Origin of the sequence: Pantoea sp. A4 (assembly GCF_000295955.2) — a bacterium.
Lineage (GTDB): Bacteria > Pseudomonadota > Gammaproteobacteria > Enterobacterales > Enterobacteriaceae > Pantoea > Pantoea multigeneris.
This window is the reverse complement of record NZ_ALXE01000040.1, coordinates 1-19476: the sequence shown is the minus strand read 5'-3', so window position 1 is coordinate 19476 and position 19476 is coordinate 1. Positions and strand designations below refer to the sequence as shown.

At 54.9% G+C, this 19476-nt stretch carries 19 protein-coding genes; 10 read left to right on the top strand and 9 right to left on the bottom strand.

What is annotated here, in order from left to right; all coding sequences use genetic code 11:
- Nucleotides 1–185 (top strand): hypothetical protein (locus B880_RS27135; protein ID WP_237761026.1); only part of this gene is annotated, 185 nt, incomplete at its 5' end.
- A 157-nt stretch (nt 186–342) separates the two neighbouring features.
- Here B880_RS27135 and B880_RS0117645 read toward each other — a convergent pair.
- Nucleotides 343–1083 (bottom strand): SDR family oxidoreductase, encoded by a 741-nt coding sequence (locus B880_RS0117645; protein ID WP_017348778.1) that lies wholly within the window; start codon nt 1081–1083, stop codon nt 343–345.
- 104 nt (nt 1084–1187) lie between these two features.
- Here B880_RS0117645 and B880_RS0117640 point away from each other — a divergent pair, with 104 nt between their 5' ends.
- The 4 genes from B880_RS0117640 to B880_RS0117625 all read left to right on the top strand — a co-directional run bounded on the left by B880_RS0117640 (nt 1188) and on the right by B880_RS0117625 (nt 3836).
- A complete protein-coding gene (locus B880_RS0117640; RefSeq protein WP_017348777.1) occupies nt 1188–2105 on the top strand; it encodes a LysR family transcriptional regulator in 918 nt (305 codons plus the stop codon).
- Between the two features lie 84 nt (nt 2106–2189).
- Nucleotides 2190–2627 carry a universal stress protein gene (locus tag B880_RS0117635; RefSeq protein ID WP_017348776.1) on the top strand — a complete coding sequence of 146 codons (438 nt, stop codon included), beginning with the start codon at nt 2190–2192 and terminating at the stop codon, nt 2625–2627.
- Between the two features lie 124 nt (nt 2628–2751).
- Entirely contained in the window at nt 2752–2922 is a 171-nt protein-coding gene (locus tag B880_RS26755; RefSeq protein WP_157060584.1) for a porin, read from the top strand.
- Between the two features lie 11 nt (nt 2923–2933).
- On the top strand, nt 2934–3836 hold the full coding sequence (locus B880_RS0117625) for a ParB/Srx family N-terminal domain-containing protein (protein ID WP_017348774.1): 903 nt from the start codon (nt 2934–2936) through the stop codon (nt 3834–3836).
- A 39-nt stretch (nt 3837–3875) separates the two neighbouring features.
- Here the strand turns inward: B880_RS0117625 and B880_RS0117620 are convergent, their stop codons facing one another.
- Genes B880_RS0117620 through B880_RS0117610 form a run of 3 tightly spaced genes read right to left on the bottom strand, consistent with a single transcriptional unit; the run spans nt 3876 to nt 7980 of the window.
- Nucleotides 3876–5282, bottom strand: a complete 1407-nt coding sequence (locus B880_RS0117620; RefSeq protein WP_051005712.1) for an efflux transporter outer membrane subunit — start codon at nt 5280–5282, stop codon at nt 3876–3878.
- A 24-nt stretch (nt 5283–5306) separates the two neighbouring features.
- The gene (locus tag B880_RS0117615) at nt 5307–6872 is read right to left on the bottom strand and encodes an MDR family MFS transporter (RefSeq protein ID WP_017348772.1); all 1566 of its coding nucleotides are present in this window, start codon (nt 6870–6872) and stop codon (nt 5307–5309) included.
- Nucleotides 6865–7980, bottom strand: coding sequence for an HlyD family secretion protein (locus B880_RS0117610; protein ID WP_017348771.1), 1116 nt, complete (start codon nt 7978–7980; stop codon nt 6865–6867). The genes B880_RS0117615 and B880_RS0117610 overlap by 8 nt, the downstream gene beginning before the upstream one ends.
- 131 nt (nt 7981–8111) lie before the next feature.
- Here B880_RS0117610 and B880_RS25210 point away from each other — a divergent pair, with 131 nt between their 5' ends.
- A complete protein-coding gene (locus tag B880_RS25210; RefSeq protein WP_017348770.1) occupies nt 8112–8819 on the top strand; it encodes a CerR family C-terminal domain-containing protein in 708 nt (235 codons plus the stop codon).
- Between the two features lie 30 nt (nt 8820–8849).
- Here the strand turns inward: B880_RS25210 and efeB are convergent, their stop codons facing one another.
- The 3 genes from efeB to efeU are packed head-to-tail and all read right to left on the bottom strand — an operon-like array spanning nt 8850 to nt 12934.
- Nucleotides 8850–10115: an iron uptake transporter deferrochelatase/peroxidase subunit gene (gene efeB / locus B880_RS0117600; protein ID WP_017348769.1), complete on the bottom strand. Its 1266-nt coding sequence runs from the start codon at nt 10113–10115 to the stop codon at nt 8850–8852.
- A gap of 3 nt (nt 10116–10118) precedes the next feature.
- Nucleotides 10119–11342 carry an iron uptake system protein EfeO gene (gene efeO, locus B880_RS0117595; RefSeq protein ID WP_017348768.1) on the bottom strand — a complete coding sequence of 408 codons (1224 nt, stop codon included), beginning with the start codon at nt 11340–11342 and terminating at the stop codon, nt 10119–10121.
- An 11-nt stretch (nt 11343–11353) separates the two neighbouring features.
- Nucleotides 11354–12934 carry an iron uptake transporter permease EfeU gene (efeU, locus tag B880_RS25205; protein ID WP_017348767.1) on the bottom strand — a complete coding sequence of 527 codons (1581 nt, stop codon included), beginning with the start codon at nt 12932–12934 and terminating at the stop codon, nt 11354–11356.
- Between the two features lie 343 nt (nt 12935–13277).
- On the opposite strand from efeU, the gene B880_RS0117585 reads away from it, so the two are divergent.
- The 4 genes from B880_RS0117585 to B880_RS0117570 are packed head-to-tail and all read left to right on the top strand — an operon-like array spanning nt 13278 to nt 16306.
- On the top strand, nt 13278–13841 hold the full coding sequence (locus B880_RS0117585; protein WP_017348766.1) for a peroxiredoxin: 564 nt from the start codon (nt 13278–13280) through the stop codon (nt 13839–13841).
- A gap of 16 nt (nt 13842–13857) precedes the next feature.
- On the top strand, nt 13858–15081 hold the full coding sequence (locus tag B880_RS0117580; RefSeq protein WP_017348765.1) for a protein-disulfide reductase DsbD family protein: 1224 nt from the start codon (nt 13858–13860) through the stop codon (nt 15079–15081).
- Nucleotides 15082–15141: 60 nt separating this feature from the next.
- The gene (locus B880_RS0117575) at nt 15142–15687 is read left to right on the top strand and encodes a sigma-70 family RNA polymerase sigma factor (RefSeq protein WP_017348764.1); all 546 of its coding nucleotides are present in this window, start codon (nt 15142–15144) and stop codon (nt 15685–15687) included.
- Nucleotides 15674–16306, top strand: coding sequence for an NrsF family protein (locus B880_RS0117570; RefSeq protein WP_017348763.1), 633 nt, complete (start codon nt 15674–15676; stop codon nt 16304–16306). Before B880_RS0117575 ends, B880_RS0117570 begins: the two co-directional genes overlap by 14 nt.
- A gap of 103 nt (nt 16307–16409) precedes the next feature.
- Here B880_RS0117570 and B880_RS0117565 read toward each other — a convergent pair whose 3' ends face one another.
- On the bottom strand, nt 16410–17855 hold the full coding sequence (locus B880_RS0117565; protein WP_017348762.1) for an amino acid permease: 1446 nt from the start codon (nt 17853–17855) through the stop codon (nt 16410–16412).
- 54 nt (nt 17856–17909) lie between these two features.
- Entirely contained in the window at nt 17910–18686 is a 777-nt protein-coding gene (locus B880_RS0117560; RefSeq protein WP_017348761.1) for an SDR family NAD(P)-dependent oxidoreductase, read from the bottom strand.
- Nucleotides 18687–19476 lie beyond the last annotated feature (790 nt).

Here is a 19476-nt window from a genome sequence, read left to right as displayed (position 1 = left end):
CCGCTGCATGGATGCAGCGGCAGAGCCTCCAGGGAAGGATTCACGGCGTCTTTACGGCACTCCCCGCCATCTGCGACTGGAACGCACGAACACCACCCGCACCGCTCCAACCTGAAACAAACGAACATCACCCGCACCGCGCCAACCTGAAACACACGAACATCACCCGCACCGTGCCAACCTGAAACACACGAACATCACCCGCACCGTGCCAACCTGAAACATACGAACACCAACCGCACCGCGCCAACCTGAAACATACGAACACCAACCGCACCGTGCCAACCTGAAACGCACCAACCCAGCCCGCACAGTCCCGACTGAAACGCACGGCACGCATCCCTAACGCAAAAGTAAACCACCGTCGACGGAATATTCACTCCCGGTGACAAATGCAGCCTCATCAGATAACAGAAACAGCGCGACGGCGGCAGCCTGTTCTGGGGTTCCCATACAATCCAACGCCAGTTGATTTACCACACCGGCTTCAAATTCAGCCCTTTGAGCAGCAGGAAGAAAATCACGGAATGGCGTCTGAATAGGTCCAGGGATGATCGCATTAACGCGGATATTCTTTGGGCCTAACTCTGTTGCCCAGCATCGCACCAAACCCAGGAGTGCCGCTTTGGTCGCCGCATAAATACTGGTTTGCGCAGCACCTTCATAGGCTGAGCTGGAAGATGTTACCACCACCGAAGCGCCCGGATTAAACAACGGCATCAGTGCTGCTAACTGCAACATTGGGCCACGCACATTCGCTGACATCATCTCATCGAAGGTTGTAGCATCTGTTTGTTCAAGCGTATTAAGCCGAGCGAACCCGGCATTGAACCACACGCCATCCAGCTTGCCGTGTGCGGAAACCGCTTCCGCCAGTGCCTGGCCAGTAGAGCAATCGCTGGCATCATTGCGCACCACTTGCAAAACAGAGGGCAACCCCGCTTTCGCCGTTAGCACCCTATCAACATTACGCCCGGTCACAATCGCCTGTCCCCCTTCCCTGATAACGCGTAATGCACCCGCCAGTCCTATGCCCCGCGTCCCGCCCGTAATAAGCACACGCTTGCCGGTAAAACGTCCCATGTAGCCACCTGATTTTGCTTAACTAAGTGGTTCCAGCATAATCTCGCGAGGATTATTTGATAATATCCTGATAATCAAACAATCTCTGTGAGAAAATCAACACAATGCGCAGCAGTGAATTTGCCGAACTCAAAGCGTTTGCCACCATTGCCGAACAAGGCAGCTTTGTCCGTGCTGCCGCCATCCTGGCGATCTCCCCCTCAACACTCAGCCAGACCTTGCGCCGGCTGGAAGAACGATTGGCTGTCCGCCTGATCAATCGCACAACGCGCAGCCTCTCATTAACCGAGGCCGGACAGAAAATGATGCAGCATTTACAACCGGCACTCTCCGGGCTGGAATTAGCGGTTTCCGATGCGCAAAACTGTGGTCAGTCACCGGCAGGCCTTTTACGCCTCAATGTTGCAAAGGTGGCCGCCCTCTCAATTCTGTCCCCTTTATTAGCGGGCTTCTTGCGCAGCTATCCACTGATTAAAGTGGAGATTGTTACCGAAGATAAATTGAGTGACATTGTCGCAACCCAGTGCGATGCAGGTATTCGTTTAGGCGAAAACCTGCATCAGAATATGACGGCAATCTGTCTGAGTCAGACATTCAAATTAAAAGTGGTTGCCTCACCAGACTATTTAAAACAGCACGGCTGGCCGAAGCAGCCGCAGGATCTACAACACCACCAGTGCCTCAACTATAAACGCCCAAGCGATGGCAGCGTTTACCGTTGGGAATTCATTCGTAATGGCAAAATTTTTGACGTCGCCGTTGAGGGACAGCTGCTGGTAGATGAACCCGCAATACTCACACGCGTCGTGCGGGACGGTGCCGGTATCGCCTGCCTGTTGGATGAAGAGGTGGATAGCTGGATTGCCTCGGGTGAATTGGTACAACTGCTCACCGACTGGACGCCGGTATTTCCTGGGTTTTACCTTTATTACTCAGGCGGTGCACCCCTCAGCGCCCCACTGCGCGCCTTTGTTGATTACTTAAAGCTGCACCGGCAACGTTCTGGATCAGAACAGCGATAAAAACGCGCAGTTGCTCACAGCCTGCCGCCGTTCTCTGACCTATACATTCTGTGTAGTTTCTTTTGGCACAGTCGGAGGTGAGTTATGGCCTGTTATCGTCATGCACTGGTGTTGATTGAGGATCAAAATGATGGCCTGGTGTTACTCGAACATGCTGCATCGGTTGCTGAATCTCTGGATATGACCATCACGCTGGCCCATATCAGCGATGATTACCGCAGTATGAACTATGTAGCAGACAGCATGATGAATGACGTGGTTGCCGATGAAATTATTCGCGCTAAAACCCTCTTCAGCCAACTGCTGCTCACCACTCCTCACCCGGTCAATGTGCGGCATTTTGTCACCCTGCGACGTCTGGAAGAAATTGAACAATGTATCAGCCAGTCGGGTATTGATTTACTGATTGCGGGCCATCGCAACCGGCTAATGAGCATGTTCACTTCACGCTGTATGAGCTATATCAATAATCTCGATGTGGATGTGATGATCAAACATATTTTACCTGCCGGGCAAAAGTGATTGACGATAAAAATCTGGCGATATTGTTTTCAGAAAAAACAATATCGCCAGTCAATTATTGAGAAAATTGCGCACTACGCCCCCTTCAGAATATACACAGCAGATAAAAACATAAAAACACAATATCGATGCCTTCACGGTAGGTGTGAACGACTTCGTCAACAAAAACGTTCGTGTTACGCTCGATTACCTGACCTACAAGATCAGCAATATCGATACCAGTAAAAACATTGACGGCCGCAGCGTTAAAGACTCCAGCGATGCGGTGCAGTTACGACTCCAGTACGCGTTTTAAAGGGACGATTGATGATGAAGTTACGCCTTCTGTTTGCTGGACTGCTGCTAAGCGGATCCACGCTTGCCGCACCGGAAACCCCACTCAACGTTGGCTCGCTGGCTGAAGTCCCGATTGCCAGCCTCCACCCAACTCAGGCGACGTTGGGCTTTCGCCAGATTGATTACAAGGTCAACCGTTACAAGCACGACGCCAAAAAGTTATTCGATGATTTCTGTGAGTCGGCGGGGGCGAAAGGCATCGAAAAATACAACGACGCCTCACGTATCAGTGACTTCGCCAGCTTTAGCTGTAAAACCGCACCCGGCAGTGAGTTGAAAAAGGTGAATACTGCGGTGATCGCCCCCGATAACCAGCTCTATTTAACCGATGGACATCACACCTTTACGTCGTTTGCTGAAGTGGGCGGCCTACAGACCAAAGTCTATGTGCGCATTACGGATGATTTCCGCCATTTGCCGAACATGACCGCCTTCTGGCAAACCATGCAGGCACGCAAACTCACCTGGCTGGAAACGCCACAAGGCGTGATTACGCCGCAACAGCTGCCGCAGCAGCTAAGCCGTAAACAGATGATCAACGATGAATATCGCTCACTGGTCTGGTTAACGCGCGATATTGGCTACCGCAAACCCGATAGCCCACCGCCGTTCCTGGAGTTTTACTGGGGCAAATGGCTGGCAACCCAATTGCCGCTCAGCAAAATGGACCTCTCCAGCCAGTCCGGCTATGCCGCAGCGGTAGAATCAGCTGCGGAGAAAATGGTCTCAGCACCAGCCGACACGCTGCTGGCCCAAACCGACAGTGGCCCGCTAACCGCAGAAAAAGCCGGTCAGATGTCGCGGGTTAATCAAAAAGCCCTGCGTAAACTGGTCTCGGCTACCGGTAAACTCACCTACGCCTTTGCCAACTAGGTTACAGGGAATACCCCTCCCGGGTATTCCCCCCTTCCCTTAGCTCTGCCAGCCGAGACCGAGGCTTTTCTGTACCGCCACGAAATCTGTCACCAACTGCGTCTGGGCGCTGATCTGGTTTTGCTGTGCAGACAAACGGCTCCGCTCGGTATCCAGATAGTCAATCAAACTGGCCGCTCCAGCTTTATAACGCTGCTGCATTAGCTGGCTCGCACGATCGGCTGAGTGCGTGACGGTGGCTAAATCCATCACCGTCTGACGCTGTTGCCCATAGCGCGAGAGTGAACCGTTGGCATCACGCAATGCACTCAGCACGCTTTTCTGCCAACTGGCCTGAGCTTCATCCCGCGCCGCGCGCGCAGAGGCGACCTGGGATTTAATGCGGCCAAAGTCGAGGATATTCCATTGCAGATACGGCACCAGCATCCAGCTGAGATTCTGCCGCTGCCACAGGTTTCCGGTGGAACTGCTGGTGAACCCGAGATTACCGAGGAAATTCACCTTCGGATAGTAATCGGCTATATGTTCACCGATCTCCGCGTTGCTGGCCGCCAGCTTACGCTCGGCTTCCCGCACATCAGGCCGCTGACGTAACAACGTCGTTGGATCACCGACGTTCACCTGCGCGGGCAACGTCGGCAGTTGCATCACATTGTTCAACTGCTGATCCAGCTCACCCGGCGTTTTCCCGGCGAGAAACGCCAGGGTGTCGAGGCTGTTGGTAATATCATTTTGTAAGGACGGGATTTGCGAACGGGTGGTTTCCAACTGCGTCACCAGGCGCTGCACATCGCTGTCATTGGCCGCGCCGCGACTGTATCGCTGCTGCGTCAGGGTTAACATCTGCTGCTCCAGCGCGATCGACTGCTGTAACACCGCCAACTGCTGGCGTTGACCACAGAGTTCGAGGTAGTTGCGCGCCACCTCAGCGGCAATCGACACATGGGTATCCGCCAGGCTCTCCTGCGAGGCCTCAGCCTGAGCACGCGCGGACTCAATTGCCCGACGCGTGCCGCCAAAGATATCCAGCTCCCAGCTGGCATCAAAGGTGTTGGCATACATATTCAGCGGGTTATTACTGGTGATGCCGGTACTGTCTGGCAGTTTTGCACGCAGCGCTGCCCCATCCGCCCCGAGCTTAGGATATTCATTGGCCTGCTGCCCATCTAAAGCAGCACGTGCCTGGCGAAGACGCGCCTGCGCAATCGCAATGTCAGGGTTATTTTTCAGCGCCATGGCGATCAACGTATTGAGCTGCGGATCGTTTAGCGTCTCCCACCAGCGAGCCACACCAGGTGCGGTATTTACACCGCTCTGCGGTAGGCGAGCGAACTGATTCACCTGCGGGGTTTTACCCGGGCCATGATAATCCGGTCCGACACTGCATCCCGCGAGCACCAGCGCAATCATCAGACTGGAGCAGGCAAAGAAAGGTTTGGTATTCATTACTGTGATTTTCCGCTTTAACATTTATTTCCCCGCCTTAGGCATACGCAGCAACAGTGCCAGTGGAATACAGCACGCCAGCGCGATGCCAAGCAGATAAAACGTTTCTGAAAAGGTCATGACCATCGCCTGCTGTTTGATCTGTTGCGCCAGCTGCCCCAACGCCTGGAGGTGAGCCCACGCGGCATCCGTGGTCTGGCTCATAAACGAGGCCGTACTGCCCGCAATCCGTTCATTCGCGAGTGGCGAATTGGCGGTGATTGACTCGCGGATCATGTCATCGTGCATTTTGCTTTGACGGTCAATAAACACGCCAACCAGCGCCAGTCCAACGGAACCGCCCAGATTGCGCATCATGTTGTACAAACCGGCGGCATCAGCGGCCTCTTCGGTTTTCACTACCGCCATTGAGGCCTGATTGAGCGGCAACATCGCCATAATTTGCCCGGCACCACGCAGGATTTGCGACCAGAAGAAATCATCCCCGGTGCTTTGCGCCGTTAACGTGGTATCGAGGAAACAACTGGCAGCAAACAGCACCAACCCACCAATCACCATCAGGCGAATATCCACTTTGCCTAACAGGCGCGGCAAAATGGGCATCACTAGCAAGCTAGGAATCCCGGAGATCAGCAACACCATCCCCGCCTGCTGGGCGTTGTAACCCGCGATATTGCTTAAAAACTGCGGTAGCAGATACAGCACGCAATAGAGGCCGCTGCCCACCACAAACACAATCAAAATCACCGTCACAAAGCGCAGATTCGCCAGCAAAGAGAGGCGGATAACCGGCCGCTTTGCGGTTAACTGCGCAATCAGCAACAGCAGAAAACCCAGCGCGCAGACGACGGAAAGCCAGATAATCATGCTGGACTCAAACCAGCGCTCACGCTGCCCCTCTTCCAGCACCACGGTCAGGCTGCTGAGCGCCGTACTTAAGCCCACCACGCCAATCCAGTCCGCCTTGATAAATTCTTGCATGTTGCCTTTTTCCGGCGGCAAGCCACGGAACAGCAGAAACACCAGCGCAAAACTGATCGGCACGTTGAGGAAGAAGCACCAGTGCCAACTGACGTTTTCGGCCAGCCAGCCGCCCAGTACCGGCCCTAACACCGGCCCGAGGATCACGATCACACCGAAAATCGACATCCCAACCGGCAGTTGTCGGCGCGGTAAACGGGTACGAATAATCATTTGTGCGGTGGGGATCATCGCCCCGCCGGTAAAGCCCTGACCAATACGCCCGACCACCATCTGCCCGAGGTTGGTCGACAAACCACACATGATCGAGAACAGCGTGAAGAACACCGCCATCCAGACCAGGAAATTACGCAGCCCCATCGACCGTGTCAGCCAGCCCGCCAGCGGAATCATCACGATTTCCGCCATCAGGTAGCCGGTAGAGATCCATGTCCCTTCAGTACCGGTCGCGCCCAGCTCACCCTGAATCTGTGGCAGCGCCGAGTTGGTGATGGAGATATCCAGCGTTGCCATCAGTGCGCCCAGCGCACCGGCAATCACCGCGACCCAGTCAGTGACGGAAGCCTTCTCCTCACCTGCTGCATTGGCGGTCAGCGTGGTGCTACTCATGGGTTTGATCCGGCTGGAGATGATGTGTGTCTACATCTACCGTCACTGACATGCCCGGCAGCAGGCGCTCGCGCGCGGGTGAGGTATCCGTAATGCGGATGCGGACCGGCACGCGCTGAATGATTTTCGTGAAGTTACCGGTGGCATTTTCCGGCGGCAGCAGCGCAAATTGCGAACCGGTGCCGGGAGAGAAGCTCTCAATCACGCCGGTAAAATCATGGTCAGGATCGGCATCAACGTGCAGCGTGGCAGGCTGCCCCACGCGCATGCGTGTCATCTGCGTCTCTTTGAAGTTCGCCACTAAATAGACATCGTGCGTGGGCACCACCGTCAGCAGTCGCGTGCCGGGCTGCACATATTGCCCCACGCGTACCGTGCGGTTACCGACCACACCATCAATCGGGCTGGTAATCAGGGTGTCATGCAGGTCGATACTGGACTGTTGCAGACTCGCTTTGGAGGAGTCTAACTGTGCGGTATCTTCCGAAATCTGCGCTTTCAGGGTTTGAATCTGCGCAGCCGCCGCTTTTACCGCCGCGACGTTGGCATTGTAATCGGCTTTCGCCTGATCACGACTGCGACGCAGGTCTGCCAGGTGTTCCTGGGCTTCCGCACCGGTCGCCGCCAGCGGTTGATAGCGCTGGAATTCATGTTCTGCATAGTGCATCTGCACCTGTGCGGACTGCTGTTTTGCCTCGGCCTGTTCAATTTCAGCCTGTTGGCGGGTGATATCCGCATTGGCGCGCTGAATCGAGGCCTGACGCGCAAGCAGCATCGCCTGCATTTCACTGACTTTCGCCAGATATTGATCATCATTGATACGCACTAACGGCTGGCCCGCTTTTACCTGCTGGTTATCCGCCACCAGTACCTCGCTGACGTTACCGGCAATTTTCGGTGCCAGCGTCACGCTGTCCGCTTGCAGATACGCATCGTTGGTTGATTCGCTGTAACGGCCAAAGAAAAACCACCAGAGGGCGACCAGGGCGGCGATCGCCAGCAGAGCCAGCACCACGATGCGCAGCACGCGATTTTTTGATTTTGCTGGCGCAGGGGTTGGGGCTGTCCCGACATCCGGGGCAGAAGAAGAAACTGAGAGTTGCAGCACGAAAGCTCCTGGGGGTGAAAGTATATCAACCGGCATAAATTGAACTGGGCGTAAATTTATGTCAAGCGATATAATTTTTTAAACCGTGATAATTTACGTATACTCAGGCGGTTCTTGAGAGAGGTAGACGAGTGACTGGGAAGAAAAACAAGCCGTTACGGCATTCGCAGGAGGGCGGCTATGCGCGCGGTGATGAAACGCGCCAGCGCATCATTGAGGCCGCTATCGAGGTGTTCGGTGAACAAGGGTTTGATGCCGCCACCACCCGGCAGATTGCCACGCGGGCTGGGGTGAATCCTCCCGCCTTACAGTACTATTTCAACAACAAAGAAGGGGTGTATTCCGCCTGTGCCCGCTATCTGGCAGAAGCTAACCGCCCTGCTTTCCAGCCGGTTTTGGATGCGATTGAACAGTTGCCCGCCGATGCGCCCACACCACAGTGCGTCACACTGTTTTGCGATTTGGTGGATACTTTGCTGGATAAGGTCTTTGGCAATGATTACACCCTCAACAAACGGCTGTTTCACGCCCGTATTCAGTTGGGGCAAGGTCCGGAAACTGCCTTTCAAATCATGCGTGAATGCATGGGAAGAGAGATACATCGGGCTGGCGCGGATTTAATTTCACGTCTGAGCGGCGAAGCGATTGATAGCGAGCTGACCCAATTGCGCACCGTCGCACTGTTTGGCCAGGCGATCACATTCCATATTGCCCGCCGCTCAGTGCTTGATCAGCTGCAGTGGAAAGAGGTGGATGGTAAACGCCTGGCGCAGCTCAAGAAGCTGATCCGGGATAACAATACCGTGATGCTGAATAGCTGGCACAACGAGCGCCCGTGAACATCGCCGGGTTGACCCCGGCGGAGTCGGTCAGGCGAACAGCTGAGAACCAATATACTCCCCGGCAGCCGGAGCTGGCGGCACGAAGAAAATGCCGGAACCGATATGGGAGATATACTCGTTGAGCGCATCGGCGGCACCGAGACGGGACTGTAGCGCTTCAAAATGTGCCGGATCTTTCTGGTAGCTAATAAACAGCAAACCCGCATCCAACATACCGAGGTTATTCAGGCCATCGGTGTAGTTGTAAGAACGGCGCAGAATACGGATACCCTGGTTATTCTCGTGGGCAGCAAGGCTAATGTGCGAGGTAGCTGGAATGACCCGCTCACCGGCACTGTCCGTTTTGGTGAAGTCTGGCTGATCGAACTCTTTCTCTCCGCTCAGCGGCGCACCCGAAACCTTATGGCGACCAAACACCACGTTCTGATCGCTGACGCGGTCAGTATCCCAGTTTTCGATATGCATTTTGATTTTGCGCACTACCTGATAGCTCCCCTGCTGCTGCCAGGCCGGGCCGCCATCGTTGATCCAGACGAACTTATCGAAATCCGTTTTTTCTGTCAGGTTACGCGTGCCGTCTTTAAAGCCAAACAGGTTGCGCGGCGTTGATTGCCCCTTGCCTGCTGAAGCACGGCCAAACCCCATCACCGACCAGCGCGTAGCCGCTGCGCCGGTATCTTTCGCGATACGCGCGAGATTGCGGATGGCGTGATAAGCCACTTGAGGATCGTCTGCACAGGCCTGGAGCGAGAGATCGCCGCCACTCAGCTCTGCTTGCAGGTTATCACTCGGTAACTGTACCAGCTCACGCATCAGCGCCGGTTTGTGCTGCGCCAGACCGTAAGTCTCACCGAAAATGCGTGGTCCCAGACCTACAGTCACCGTCAGAGAGGCCGGGCCTAAATCCAGCGCCTCGCCGGTATCCATGCCGATGCCACTGTTTCTGGCCGGTTCAACCTGGCCAATAATCTCACCGGCCATCATCTGGGCGATAGCGGCTGACCAGCGTGCCAGCAAAACTTGCAGGTCGCGCGGGTTTTGACTGGTCATATCAAAAGTCATAAACATGACGTGACGCTGGGGCGGCGTGATAATGCCCACCTGTCCACCCGTGCCATAAAATGCATGTTGATGGGAGAGATCCACCTGGTCTTCCGGGTCGGATTTTGCCACTGCCGCACTGTGTGCGGCAGCAACTCCCGGCATGGCCAGCGCACTGGCCACCGCCCCTTTCAACAGATGCCGGCGGGAAACGTTAGCGGTTTCCCCAGTCGGTAACTGTTTTTGCTTCATAAACTACTTGCCTCCAACCGTCGCCACTTTCTCAGCGATTTTCGATAAAGGTTCCTGCAACGCCTGCACCGCTTTACTCAGCTTCGCCGCATCTGCCGCTTTCACTTCCGCCGTATAGTATTTGTAACCGCCAGGGATTTTACCATCGCGGTAACCATCCAGCAGTTTATTGACGTTGGCGAATTGCGTTTCTACACGTTGGGTCAGGTCAGGATCGATTTTGCTCAGGCCAGGCTTGAGGAACTCGAATGCCTGCTGTGCACCTTCAACGTTGCCGGCAAAGTCCACCAGGTCAATGTGGCTGAAGGCTTCTTCTTCACCGCTGATTTTATTGCTCTGCACTTCTTCCAGCAGGTCTGCCGCACCATTGGCAAGATCTTCTGGTTTGTAGGTCAGGCCTTTGGTCAGGCTGTCCAGTTTGGTGACGTTCTGTTGCAGCTCAGCCGCCAGTTTTTTGGTGGTGTCGGTGATTTTTCCGTTACCAAACAGCTCGCGCTCAATGGCGTGGAAACCATGCCAGCCCACTTTCGGATCCTGGTTAGAAGCACGCATATCGATCAGATAATCGAGGTTGCCTGCGTTATCCGTCGCGCTGAAGCCAGGCAGGACGAAGCCGCTGACATCCGATTCAATACGCTCATAGAATGGACGCGCCTTGGCATACTGCGCTTTGGCTTTTTCCAGATCGCCCGCGTCAATATCGGCTTTCAACTGATTTACGGCAACCACCATCGCATCCACTACGCCATTGACGTAAGTGGCATAGCCATCGGTGCCTTGCTTAAGCAGGTCTGCGGTGCTGCCCGTGGCTTTAGCCGCGCTTTTACCGGTGACGGTGAAGTTAATCAGCTCTTGTTTTGCGCCTGGGCAGTAGATCTGATATTTGCCGCCGTCCAGCGTCAGGGTGAATTTGGAAGCCGGTAAGCCCGGTGCCAGGTTCTCTTTTTCGCCCAGGATACGGTTATCGCTCAGCAACTCCAGTTCAGTAATGGATGTCGCCGTTTTGTTGACCACCGTAAAGGTCACTGGACCGGCTTTAGCACTGGTATGATCGATTTCACAGGTGCCGCCTTCTGCGCCTGTCAACGTGACATTGACCTGAGAAACGCCGTTGGTCACCGGTGCTGCGCCCGTTGCCGCAGAAGCGCCGCCTGCCATCAGCATGAACGCTGAAACGATAGCGGCATTGAGTGCCATATTTTTCTTTTTAAAAGCGGTTTTTAACATGAAAAGGTCCCTTACTTATTTTCAGGCAAAGTGGAGCGAGAACCGGCAACAGACACGGCTGATGCGCGACGAGAGGCGCTCAGACGGCGTAATGCCAGGATGAGTGAAATGCTAGCCATCAAGCCCAGCAGCAATGGCAGCTGGTTAGCCCAGAAGGTGTGACGAACCTGCGCCTGGCGTAGATGTTGTAGCGCATCGCTGACCTGCTGTTGCCAGCGCGGGTCTAGCTGCCAGTTACAGCCAATTTCAGGCATGGCGCTGCGCACGGTAAAAGTACGCGGCGAAAGTAATCCACTGCCAGAGAGCGTCATTAAAATCGTGGCATGGGCGGAAGCGTTGTACAGCGCATTGCCCGTCACGGCAGCGTCCACCGCGCAATCCGCACGCCAGGTGACGTTGTAAGGCCCTGGATGCTGTGCCGGGCTGAGGCCCACCGGAATACGATGGCCATAGAGAGCCAATACCTGATCCAACGTCAGCATGGTCGGCAGAGAGTCCACTGCAGCTTGCTGCGTGAGGCTCCACTCCTGCAAATCAACGCCTTGCTCACGCCCCATTTTTTGATCGGCGCTGGAGAGGGTGTAATCAACCGATGCCTGATTATCCGCACTGACGTGCAGTTGATAGCCACCTTCGTCCTGGGCTTGCAGGATGGCCTGCCCGCCGCCTTGCAACGGTGCATTAACCGGCAACCCTAACTGGGCTTGCGGATAGAAACTCAACAGCGACAGTGCGGCCACCGCCAGTATGGCTGTGCTACCCAACAGCATCTGGGTGATGCGCACCGGCTGCGGCCGGTATTGGCGCGGCCAGTAAACCAGCACAGCGACCAGCAGGACATAAATGCCCCAGCCACTCAGCTCCAGTACGCGCGGGTCAGTTGGGATACCCAAAACGCCCGTCATTAATGCCGAACGCACGGAACCTGGCGGCATAAACCAGCTGAGATTAAATACGCGATCCTGCCCGATATTCAGCCAGCCCGCTTCATGCCCGCTGCGCAGCGCGCTGATGATCAAACCGGCCGCCACCAGAATCAGGAACATGCCGGTATAGCGGAAGAAACGCCCGAGGTTGAGCTTCACGCCACCCATATAGATGCCCCAGCCGATCGCCACCGCCAGAATCAGGCCGAGCACGGCCCCTGCCGCCGCCCATACCGCAGACTGTGCCACCGAGAAGGTCGCCAGCAGGAAGACGCTGGTTTCAAACCCCTCCTTCAGCACCGCCAAAAACGCCATACTGGCGAGGGCCAGCGCACTGGATTGCCCAATCGCCGCAGCGGCTTCGCTCTCTAACTGGCGTTTGATTTCATGGGCGTGATTATTCATCCACATCACCATGCCCGTGACGAAGAACACGGCCACCAGACCAATCGTGGCTTCCATCGCTTCCTGGCTGGCCTGCGGCAATGCGCGTTCTGTCAGGCTCAGGCCAACACCCACCAAGACTGACAACACAACAGCCAGCAACACACCGGCCCACATCGCCGTGAGACTTTTGCCATTTTTACGTAAAAAGGCAGCAATGATGCCGACAATCAGCGCTGCTTCCAGCCCTTCTCGCAGCGCGATAACAAAGGTGGCTAACACAAGGAGGTCCCCGCCAAAATATATCTCAAATGATAATCATAATTAAAATCAGTTCCGCTGAGCGTATGAAATAGCCCGGAAAGCGGGGAAAGTAAACCGTCCACCGTCACAACTTTTTGTAATAAATTATGAGATCGCACAGGTTGTGAGGACAGATGATTTCAAGCTTAATTTAACCTTAAGAAATTATCCGTTTTCGCAAAAATATCCCGCTGACACCGCCATAAAAACGTCGCCTAAAAAATTTTTTTTCCCTCCCGCGCAACTTTTCCCACACCCGAGACGAATCTTAGAGTAACGCTGTTATCAGCCGATGGCAGTGAACCTTCATACGGAGCAGAAGATGAAAACGTTGAAAACGCAACTGGGCCGCCTGGCGGCCATCGCAGCACTGAGCATGGCAATGACCGCCCCCAGCTGGGCCGCACTGCCGGTCGGCGCACAGGCACCAGACTTCAAGTTGCAGGGTGCATTAGGCGGCAAAGCTTTGACTTTCTCACTTCAGGATGCTTTGAAAAAAGGCCCAGTGGTGCTCTATTTCTTCCCAGCCGCCTTCAGCGCTGGCTGCACCATTGAGGCTCATGATTTTGCCGAAGCGACAGATGGCTTCAATAAACTGGGCGCAACGGTGGTGGGCGTTACCGCCGGGAACGTTGAGCAGGTAAGTGACTTCTCCAAACTGGAGTGCCGTGACAAGTTCACCGTGGCGGCTGACCCGGGCGCTAAAATCGCGACCGAATATAAAAACACCATGGTGCATGACGGCAAAACCCTGTCAGATCGCACTTCCTATGTGATTGCACCGGACGGCAAAATTTTGCTGAGCTACACCGACCGCAATCCAGAAGTACATATTCAGAAAGCCATGGATGCGGTGAAACAGTACCGTGCTGAACACCACTCTTAATCTCTGAAGGTTTCCTATGTTGACAGCGATTCTGGCCGCCTTCCTCGGCGGCATTATTCTCAACGTGATGCCCTGCGTCTTTCCGGTGATCTCCCTGAAAGCGCTCAGCCTGTTGAAACATCATGAGCGTCCGGGTGCTGCGCGTGCGGAAGGTCTGGCTTTCCTTGCCGGAGTGGTGGTGACGATGCTACTGCTGGCCGGAGTCCTGTTTGCGCTGCGTGCCGCAGGCACCTCTATCGGTTGGGGCTTCCAGCTTCAGTCGCCGGTCGTGATTGCCATTCTGGCGCTGATCATGCTGGCCGCAGCACTCAATTTGTTGGGCGTGTTTGAAGTGGGCCTGAGTGTCCAGCGCGTCGGTCAGGTTTCCGGCAATCGTGGGGGCCTGTGGGGTTCTGCTTTAACCGGCGCACTGGCAATTGTGGTCGCAACGCCCTGCACTGCTCCCTTCATGGCAAGTGCGGTCGGGTACGCAGTGGTGCAGCCTCCTGTGGTAGGTCTGGCCGTATTCTTGTCGCTGGCGTTGGGCTTCGCCGCGCCCTTTACGCTGATCTCATTCTTCCCCGCTCTGGGCCGCCGTTTGCCACGTTCCGGTGCATGGATGGTGCGGTTGAAACAGGCACTGGCTTTCCCCATGCTCGGTGCAGTAGCCTGGCTGGTTTGGGTTGCCGATCGCCAGGGCGGCGCGGCCGCATTAGCCACTCTGTTAGCCTGTGCGGTGTTGCTGAGCTGCGCCGCCTGGCTGTATGGCATTGCGCAACAGCGTCATATGCTGGGACGCAGTCACAAAGTGTTGTATGTCGTCACGGCTCTGTTCGTCGTGCTGGTCGCAGCCCCGCTCACCACGCTGACCACCGTAGCCACGTCTGAGAGCCAGGTTGCGGACGTTGCCAGCACGCCATGGACGCCGCAAACCGTAGCGGCAGAGAAAGGCAAAGGGAAAGCGATCTTCGTCAACTTTACCGCTTCCTGGTGCATTACCTGTCAGGTGAATGAGCGCACCACACTTTCCACCGCTGCCGTGAAAGAGGCGATGGCAAAAAGTGGCGCGATCTATATGATTGCCGACTCAACTAAATACAACCCGGACGTGGATGACGCATTAAGTGAATTTGGTCGTGGGGGGTTACCGCTGTATGTGGTCTATCCTGCTAATGGTGGTAAACCTGTTGTGCTTCCGCAGGTGTTAACCCCATCGATTGTGATCAATGCGCTTAATCAGGCATCCGGTAATAAGGCGTGACGTTATTTACCGCCGTCACGCCCGCATTAGTCTGCGGTAACAGTGACATGGCGAAATTTAATGGATGAACAGGAGAGTTGGCCGGTATTGATGGCCCGCGCGCAAGCGGGCGATCAAACCGCATACAACCAACTGCTACACGCGCTGGTGCCGGTGATCCGTGCACTGGCGCGTAAAAAGATCTATGACGATGCGCTGACGGAAGATGTGGTGCAGGAGGCGTTGATTACCGTCCACCATGTGCGCCACACCTACGATCCTGCGCGGCCGTTTATGCCGTGGCTGGCCGCCATTGTTCGTGCCCGCGCCGTGGATGCGCTGCGCAAAAATGGTCGTCATCTGCGCTGGGAAGTGCAGGATGATGAAGCCGATGCAGCCGTTGCATCCCATGAACCTGCTGCAGAGCAAGAGGAAGTGCTGGAACAGGCACTCCATCAGCTGCCGCTGCGTCAGCGCGAGATGGTCGAAATGGTCCATTTACGTGAGTTAAGCCTGGCGGAAGCAGCACTACAACATAACCTTTCAGTTTCGGCAGTGAAATCACTGCTGCATCGGGCGCTGCTTAATTTGCGGCGTCTTGGGGGAAAAGATCGTGAGCGATCATGAAGTTCTGATTAAGCAACTTAGCCGGGCTGCAAAACCCGTCAAAAGAACAGCGGCGGTCTGGCGGCGAGTCCTGGTGTGGATCGCGCTGGCACTGCCTGCGGGCGCATTGTTTTCACTGCTGGCACAACGAGCCTTGACGGACTGGCAACAGCCAGGGGCATTCTGGGCAGTGATCGAACTGTTGCTGACACTGTGCATCGGTACACTGGCCGTGGTCCGTACTTTTACGCTGAGTATCGCCGGGCGCAAATCGCTGCGCTGGCAGATTTTTATTCCGCTGGTGGCCGCGTGGCTGCTGGTGAATGTGATTAGCATGAGTGAGGGACATCAGCCATTGGGGAACATTGGCGATGGCACGCCCTGCTACACCTTCATGATGCTGGCAGGAACCCCAATGGTGCTGCTGATGCTGACCGCGCTGCGCCGTACCCGCACCCTGCATCCGGTGCGTACGCTGTTAATGGCGGGGGTTGGGATTGCGTTTATGGCGCTGTCACTGCTGGCATTGTGCCATCCCGTTCATGGCGACTTCCCCGATTTTGTTATGCATATAGCCGCTATTTTCACCCTGATCGGCGCAACTATTCTGGCGGGTTTCCGTTGGGTGGCCGTGGGCTGAGGGTAGAAAACGCAGCTGGCTTCCCCTCACCCCAGCCCTCTCCCGCAAGCGGGAGAGGGAGGCCGGTTACGGCTATTCTGCGCGTTGGGAGCAGCGGCTATTTTTAATCGCCTGACAGGACATAATTGCGTTTCAGCCGCGACATCTGCACCAGGCCAAGGAAAAATATTACGCTCACCGACAGCAAAATGTTCCAGTTTACATACCAGCTGGCGTCAGGGGTTCTCGGCCACGCCAGGTTGACGATGGAAACAATGCCAAACAGCAGCGCAATACTCTTCACCAGCGTACTCCAGGAGCCTAAGCGAAAAGCGCCATCGGCCTGCCAGCCTTTTAGGCCGGCGATCAGTGACACTATCACCACCATCTGGAAAGAGACATAAACGCCAGTAGTGGTGAAGCTGATGATCTGCGTGGCAGCATCAACGGAGATAAACCCGATGCTGAGGATTAACAAGGTGATGATCGCAGTAACCCATAGCGCCGCCACCGGTAAACGCTTCGTGTGACTTAACTGGCCTAACGCCTCTGCACCGATGATCATCTTATCCCGCCCGAGCGAGAACAGGAGCCGACTGGCGGAAGCAATCACCGAGGTAACGGCACTCACCACCACTGCCAGCAGACAAATCAGGGTGATTTTACTGCCCACCGGCCCCATCGCCTGTAACACTGCGGCACCCGCTGGATCGGCGACGGTACCGCGAACCGCCAGCGCCATATCCGGAATGGCAAACATTAAACCTGAGACCATTAACAGCGCTGAGCCGCCGCCACAGAGGATAGTCAGTAACATCGCTCTGGGCACCGCCTTAGAGGCACCGGTGACCTCTTCGGCCAGATCGCCACAGGCTTCAAAGCCATAGAAAATCCACACGCCGATCAGGCTGGCGAAGAACAGGGCCGAAGTATAGTCTTTGCTGCCCTGGCCAAAACTGTCGAACAGAACAGAAACGGGCTGAATGCGGCCGAAAATCAGCATGTAACCGCCGCAAATCGCCAGCCCAGTGAGCCCTGTCCACACGCCGATTTCCGTAATCTTTGCCAGGATTTTGGTACCCGAGAAATTGACGATGATCGCCACCAACGCGATACCGATACCGCAGAAAGCGTTGAACTCCGGTGAGGGGGTGATTCCCAGCAACACGGATAAAAATGGCGCACCGCCAGCAGAGATGCCAGCACCGGTGCCAATCAGGGCGAAAAGGTAAATCCACGCGGTTAAAAACCCCCAGCGTTCGCCACCCAGCCTGCGTGCCCACTGATAAATCCCGCCTGCGACAGGGAAGGCAGATGCGGCTTCGGCAAACACCAGACAGACGAAAACCTGGCCTGCCAGCACCGCCAGCATGGTCCAGAAAAAGGGCGGTCCTGCGGCCACCAGCGCGGTGGAAAACAGTGCGAATACCCCGGCCATTGGGCTCATATACGAATAGCCGAGAGAGAAGTCGGCAAACAGGCCTAGCACCCGTTTGAATTCTGGTCGATACCCCAGCGCCAGCAGGCGGGCATCTTCCGATTTATCGCTGGGATCCGGCAAATTAGACATAGTATTTCTCGCTATCAGGCAGCAAATAATCAAAAGGGGATGTTGTCAGGATTTTCAACCTTTGGTTGCCCAACCGTTATCCACATACAGCGCCGTGCCATTGACAAAACTGGCATCGCTGGATAACAGAAACAGAGCGGCGGCAGCGGCTTCTTCCGCGCGGCAGATGCGTACCTGGGTCTGTGCCAGGCTGTTTTCCTGCCAGGTTTGTCCTTGTGAGTCCAGCTGATCGAGTTCGTTCAGACCATGTGCCGTCTGGACAAAACCGGGGCAAATGGCATTACAGCGAATGCCATGTTCGCGATATTCAGCACTGATCGATCTCGCCAGCTGTAATACCGCGCCTTTGGTCATGCAATAAACGCTTTCTAAGCTAAATCCTTTTTCGGCATTAATAGATGAGGTGATAACGATATTGCCTTTACCGCGTGAGACCATATGCGGCAGCACTGCTTTACAGGTCAGGAAAGCCGATCGGCTATTGATCGCCATCAACTTTTCATACTCTTCCAACGTGGTGTCATGCAACGGTTTAACAATAATACTGCCTGCATGATTAAACAGGTTGTCGATATGACCGAGCCACTGTTTAGCTGACTCTATGGCACTCAGAAGCGGTTCAACTTCACTTACATCTGCCTGAAAGAAGGCGGCTTTGCCTCCACTGGCATGGATAATAGCAGTAACTTCTTCCCCGGCTTGCTGGTCCCGGTCGATAATCGCTACCGTGGCCCCCTGTTGAGAAAATAACAGCGCTGCGGCCCGGCCAATTCCGCCCGCACCACCGGTAATCAGCACGGTTTGCTGCTGAAGTCTAAGCGTTATAGACATTAATAACTCCTGGAATTTTTATTGAAACAGAGAAAGTCCGCACGAATAAAACTAGCAGGATTAAAAAATAAGAGATACTCATTAAATCAAGACATAAAAAAACCATATATAATAAAAATACGGATATCTGGAATAAAAACGTACTCCTTTGTGTTTTATTTATAGTTATTCGGGATAAGTAATTATTAAAGACCTTTTATACAGTTCTGCCATTTATTTTGGAGTGGATCACAAAATCAGGACATTGAAATAACCTGCTTCCACGTTTCTTCATACAGGCCAGACGGTAACCCTTTATTCCAGGTACGAGGACGGAGCAAGAAGTTCAAGCGGGAGAAAGAGCCCGTTCGGTGACACATGTGATAACTGTGCCGTACATTCCCTCTCCCTTCCAGGAAGAGGGTCAGGGTAAGTCTGTGAGTTGTACAGCCACAAATCTCACGGATGATGGCCTGCGTTTCACTAACATGAAAGCACGGACGATGGTCTGTACACCACTCACATGAAGGCGGGGATGGCGGGGAGTAGAGTAAAGCTTCCGCTGCATGGATGCAGCGGCAGAGCCTCCAGGGAAGGATTCACGGCGTCTTTACGGCACTCCCCACCATCTGCGACTGAAACGCACGAACACCACCCACATCATGCCAATCTGAAACGCACGGACGATGTCCCGCACATCACTCACATGAAGGCGCGGGAGAGGATAGGCACAATACTTACATAAAGGCGGGGATGGTGGGGAGTAGAGTAAAGCTTCCGCCGCATGGATGCGGCGGCAGAGCCTCCAGGG

Coding starts and splice junctions, on each gene's coding strand:
- B880_RS0117645 (WP_017348778.1), bottom strand. CDS start 1,083: ATGGGACGTTTTACCGGCAAGCGTGTGCTTATTACGGGCGGGACGCGG.
- B880_RS0117640 (WP_017348777.1), top strand. CDS start 1,188: ATGCGCAGCAGTGAATTTGCCGAACTCAAAGCGTTTGCCACCATTGCC.
- B880_RS0117635 (WP_017348776.1), top strand. CDS start 2,190: ATGGCCTGTTATCGTCATGCACTGGTGTTGATTGAGGATCAAAATGAT.
- B880_RS0117625 (WP_017348774.1), top strand. CDS start 2,934: ATGATGAAGTTACGCCTTCTGTTTGCTGGACTGCTGCTAAGCGGATCC.
- B880_RS0117620 (WP_051005712.1), bottom strand. CDS start 5,282: ATGAATACCAAACCTTTCTTTGCCTGCTCCAGTCTGATGATTGCGCTG.
- B880_RS0117615 (WP_017348772.1), bottom strand. CDS start 6,872: ATGAGTAGCACCACGCTGACCGCCAATGCAGCAGGTGAGGAGAAGGCT.
- efeB (WP_017348769.1), bottom strand. CDS start 10,115: ATGAAGCAAAAACAGTTACCGACTGGGGAAACCGCTAACGTTTCCCGC.
- efeO (WP_017348768.1), bottom strand. CDS start 11,342: ATGTTAAAAACCGCTTTTAAAAAGAAAAATATGGCACTCAATGCCGCT.
- B880_RS0117585 (WP_017348766.1), top strand. CDS start 13,278: ATGAAAACGTTGAAAACGCAACTGGGCCGCCTGGCGGCCATCGCAGCA.
- B880_RS0117580 (WP_017348765.1), top strand. CDS start 13,858: ATGTTGACAGCGATTCTGGCCGCCTTCCTCGGCGGCATTATTCTCAAC.
- B880_RS0117575 (WP_017348764.1), top strand. CDS start 15,142: ATGGATGAACAGGAGAGTTGGCCGGTATTGATGGCCCGCGCGCAAGCG.
- B880_RS0117565 (WP_017348762.1), bottom strand. CDS start 17,855: ATGTCTAATTTGCCGGATCCCAGCGATAAATCGGAAGATGCCCGCCTG.
- B880_RS0117560 (WP_017348761.1), bottom strand. CDS start 18,686: ATGTCTATAACGCTTAGACTTCAGCAGCAAACCGTGCTGATTACCGGT.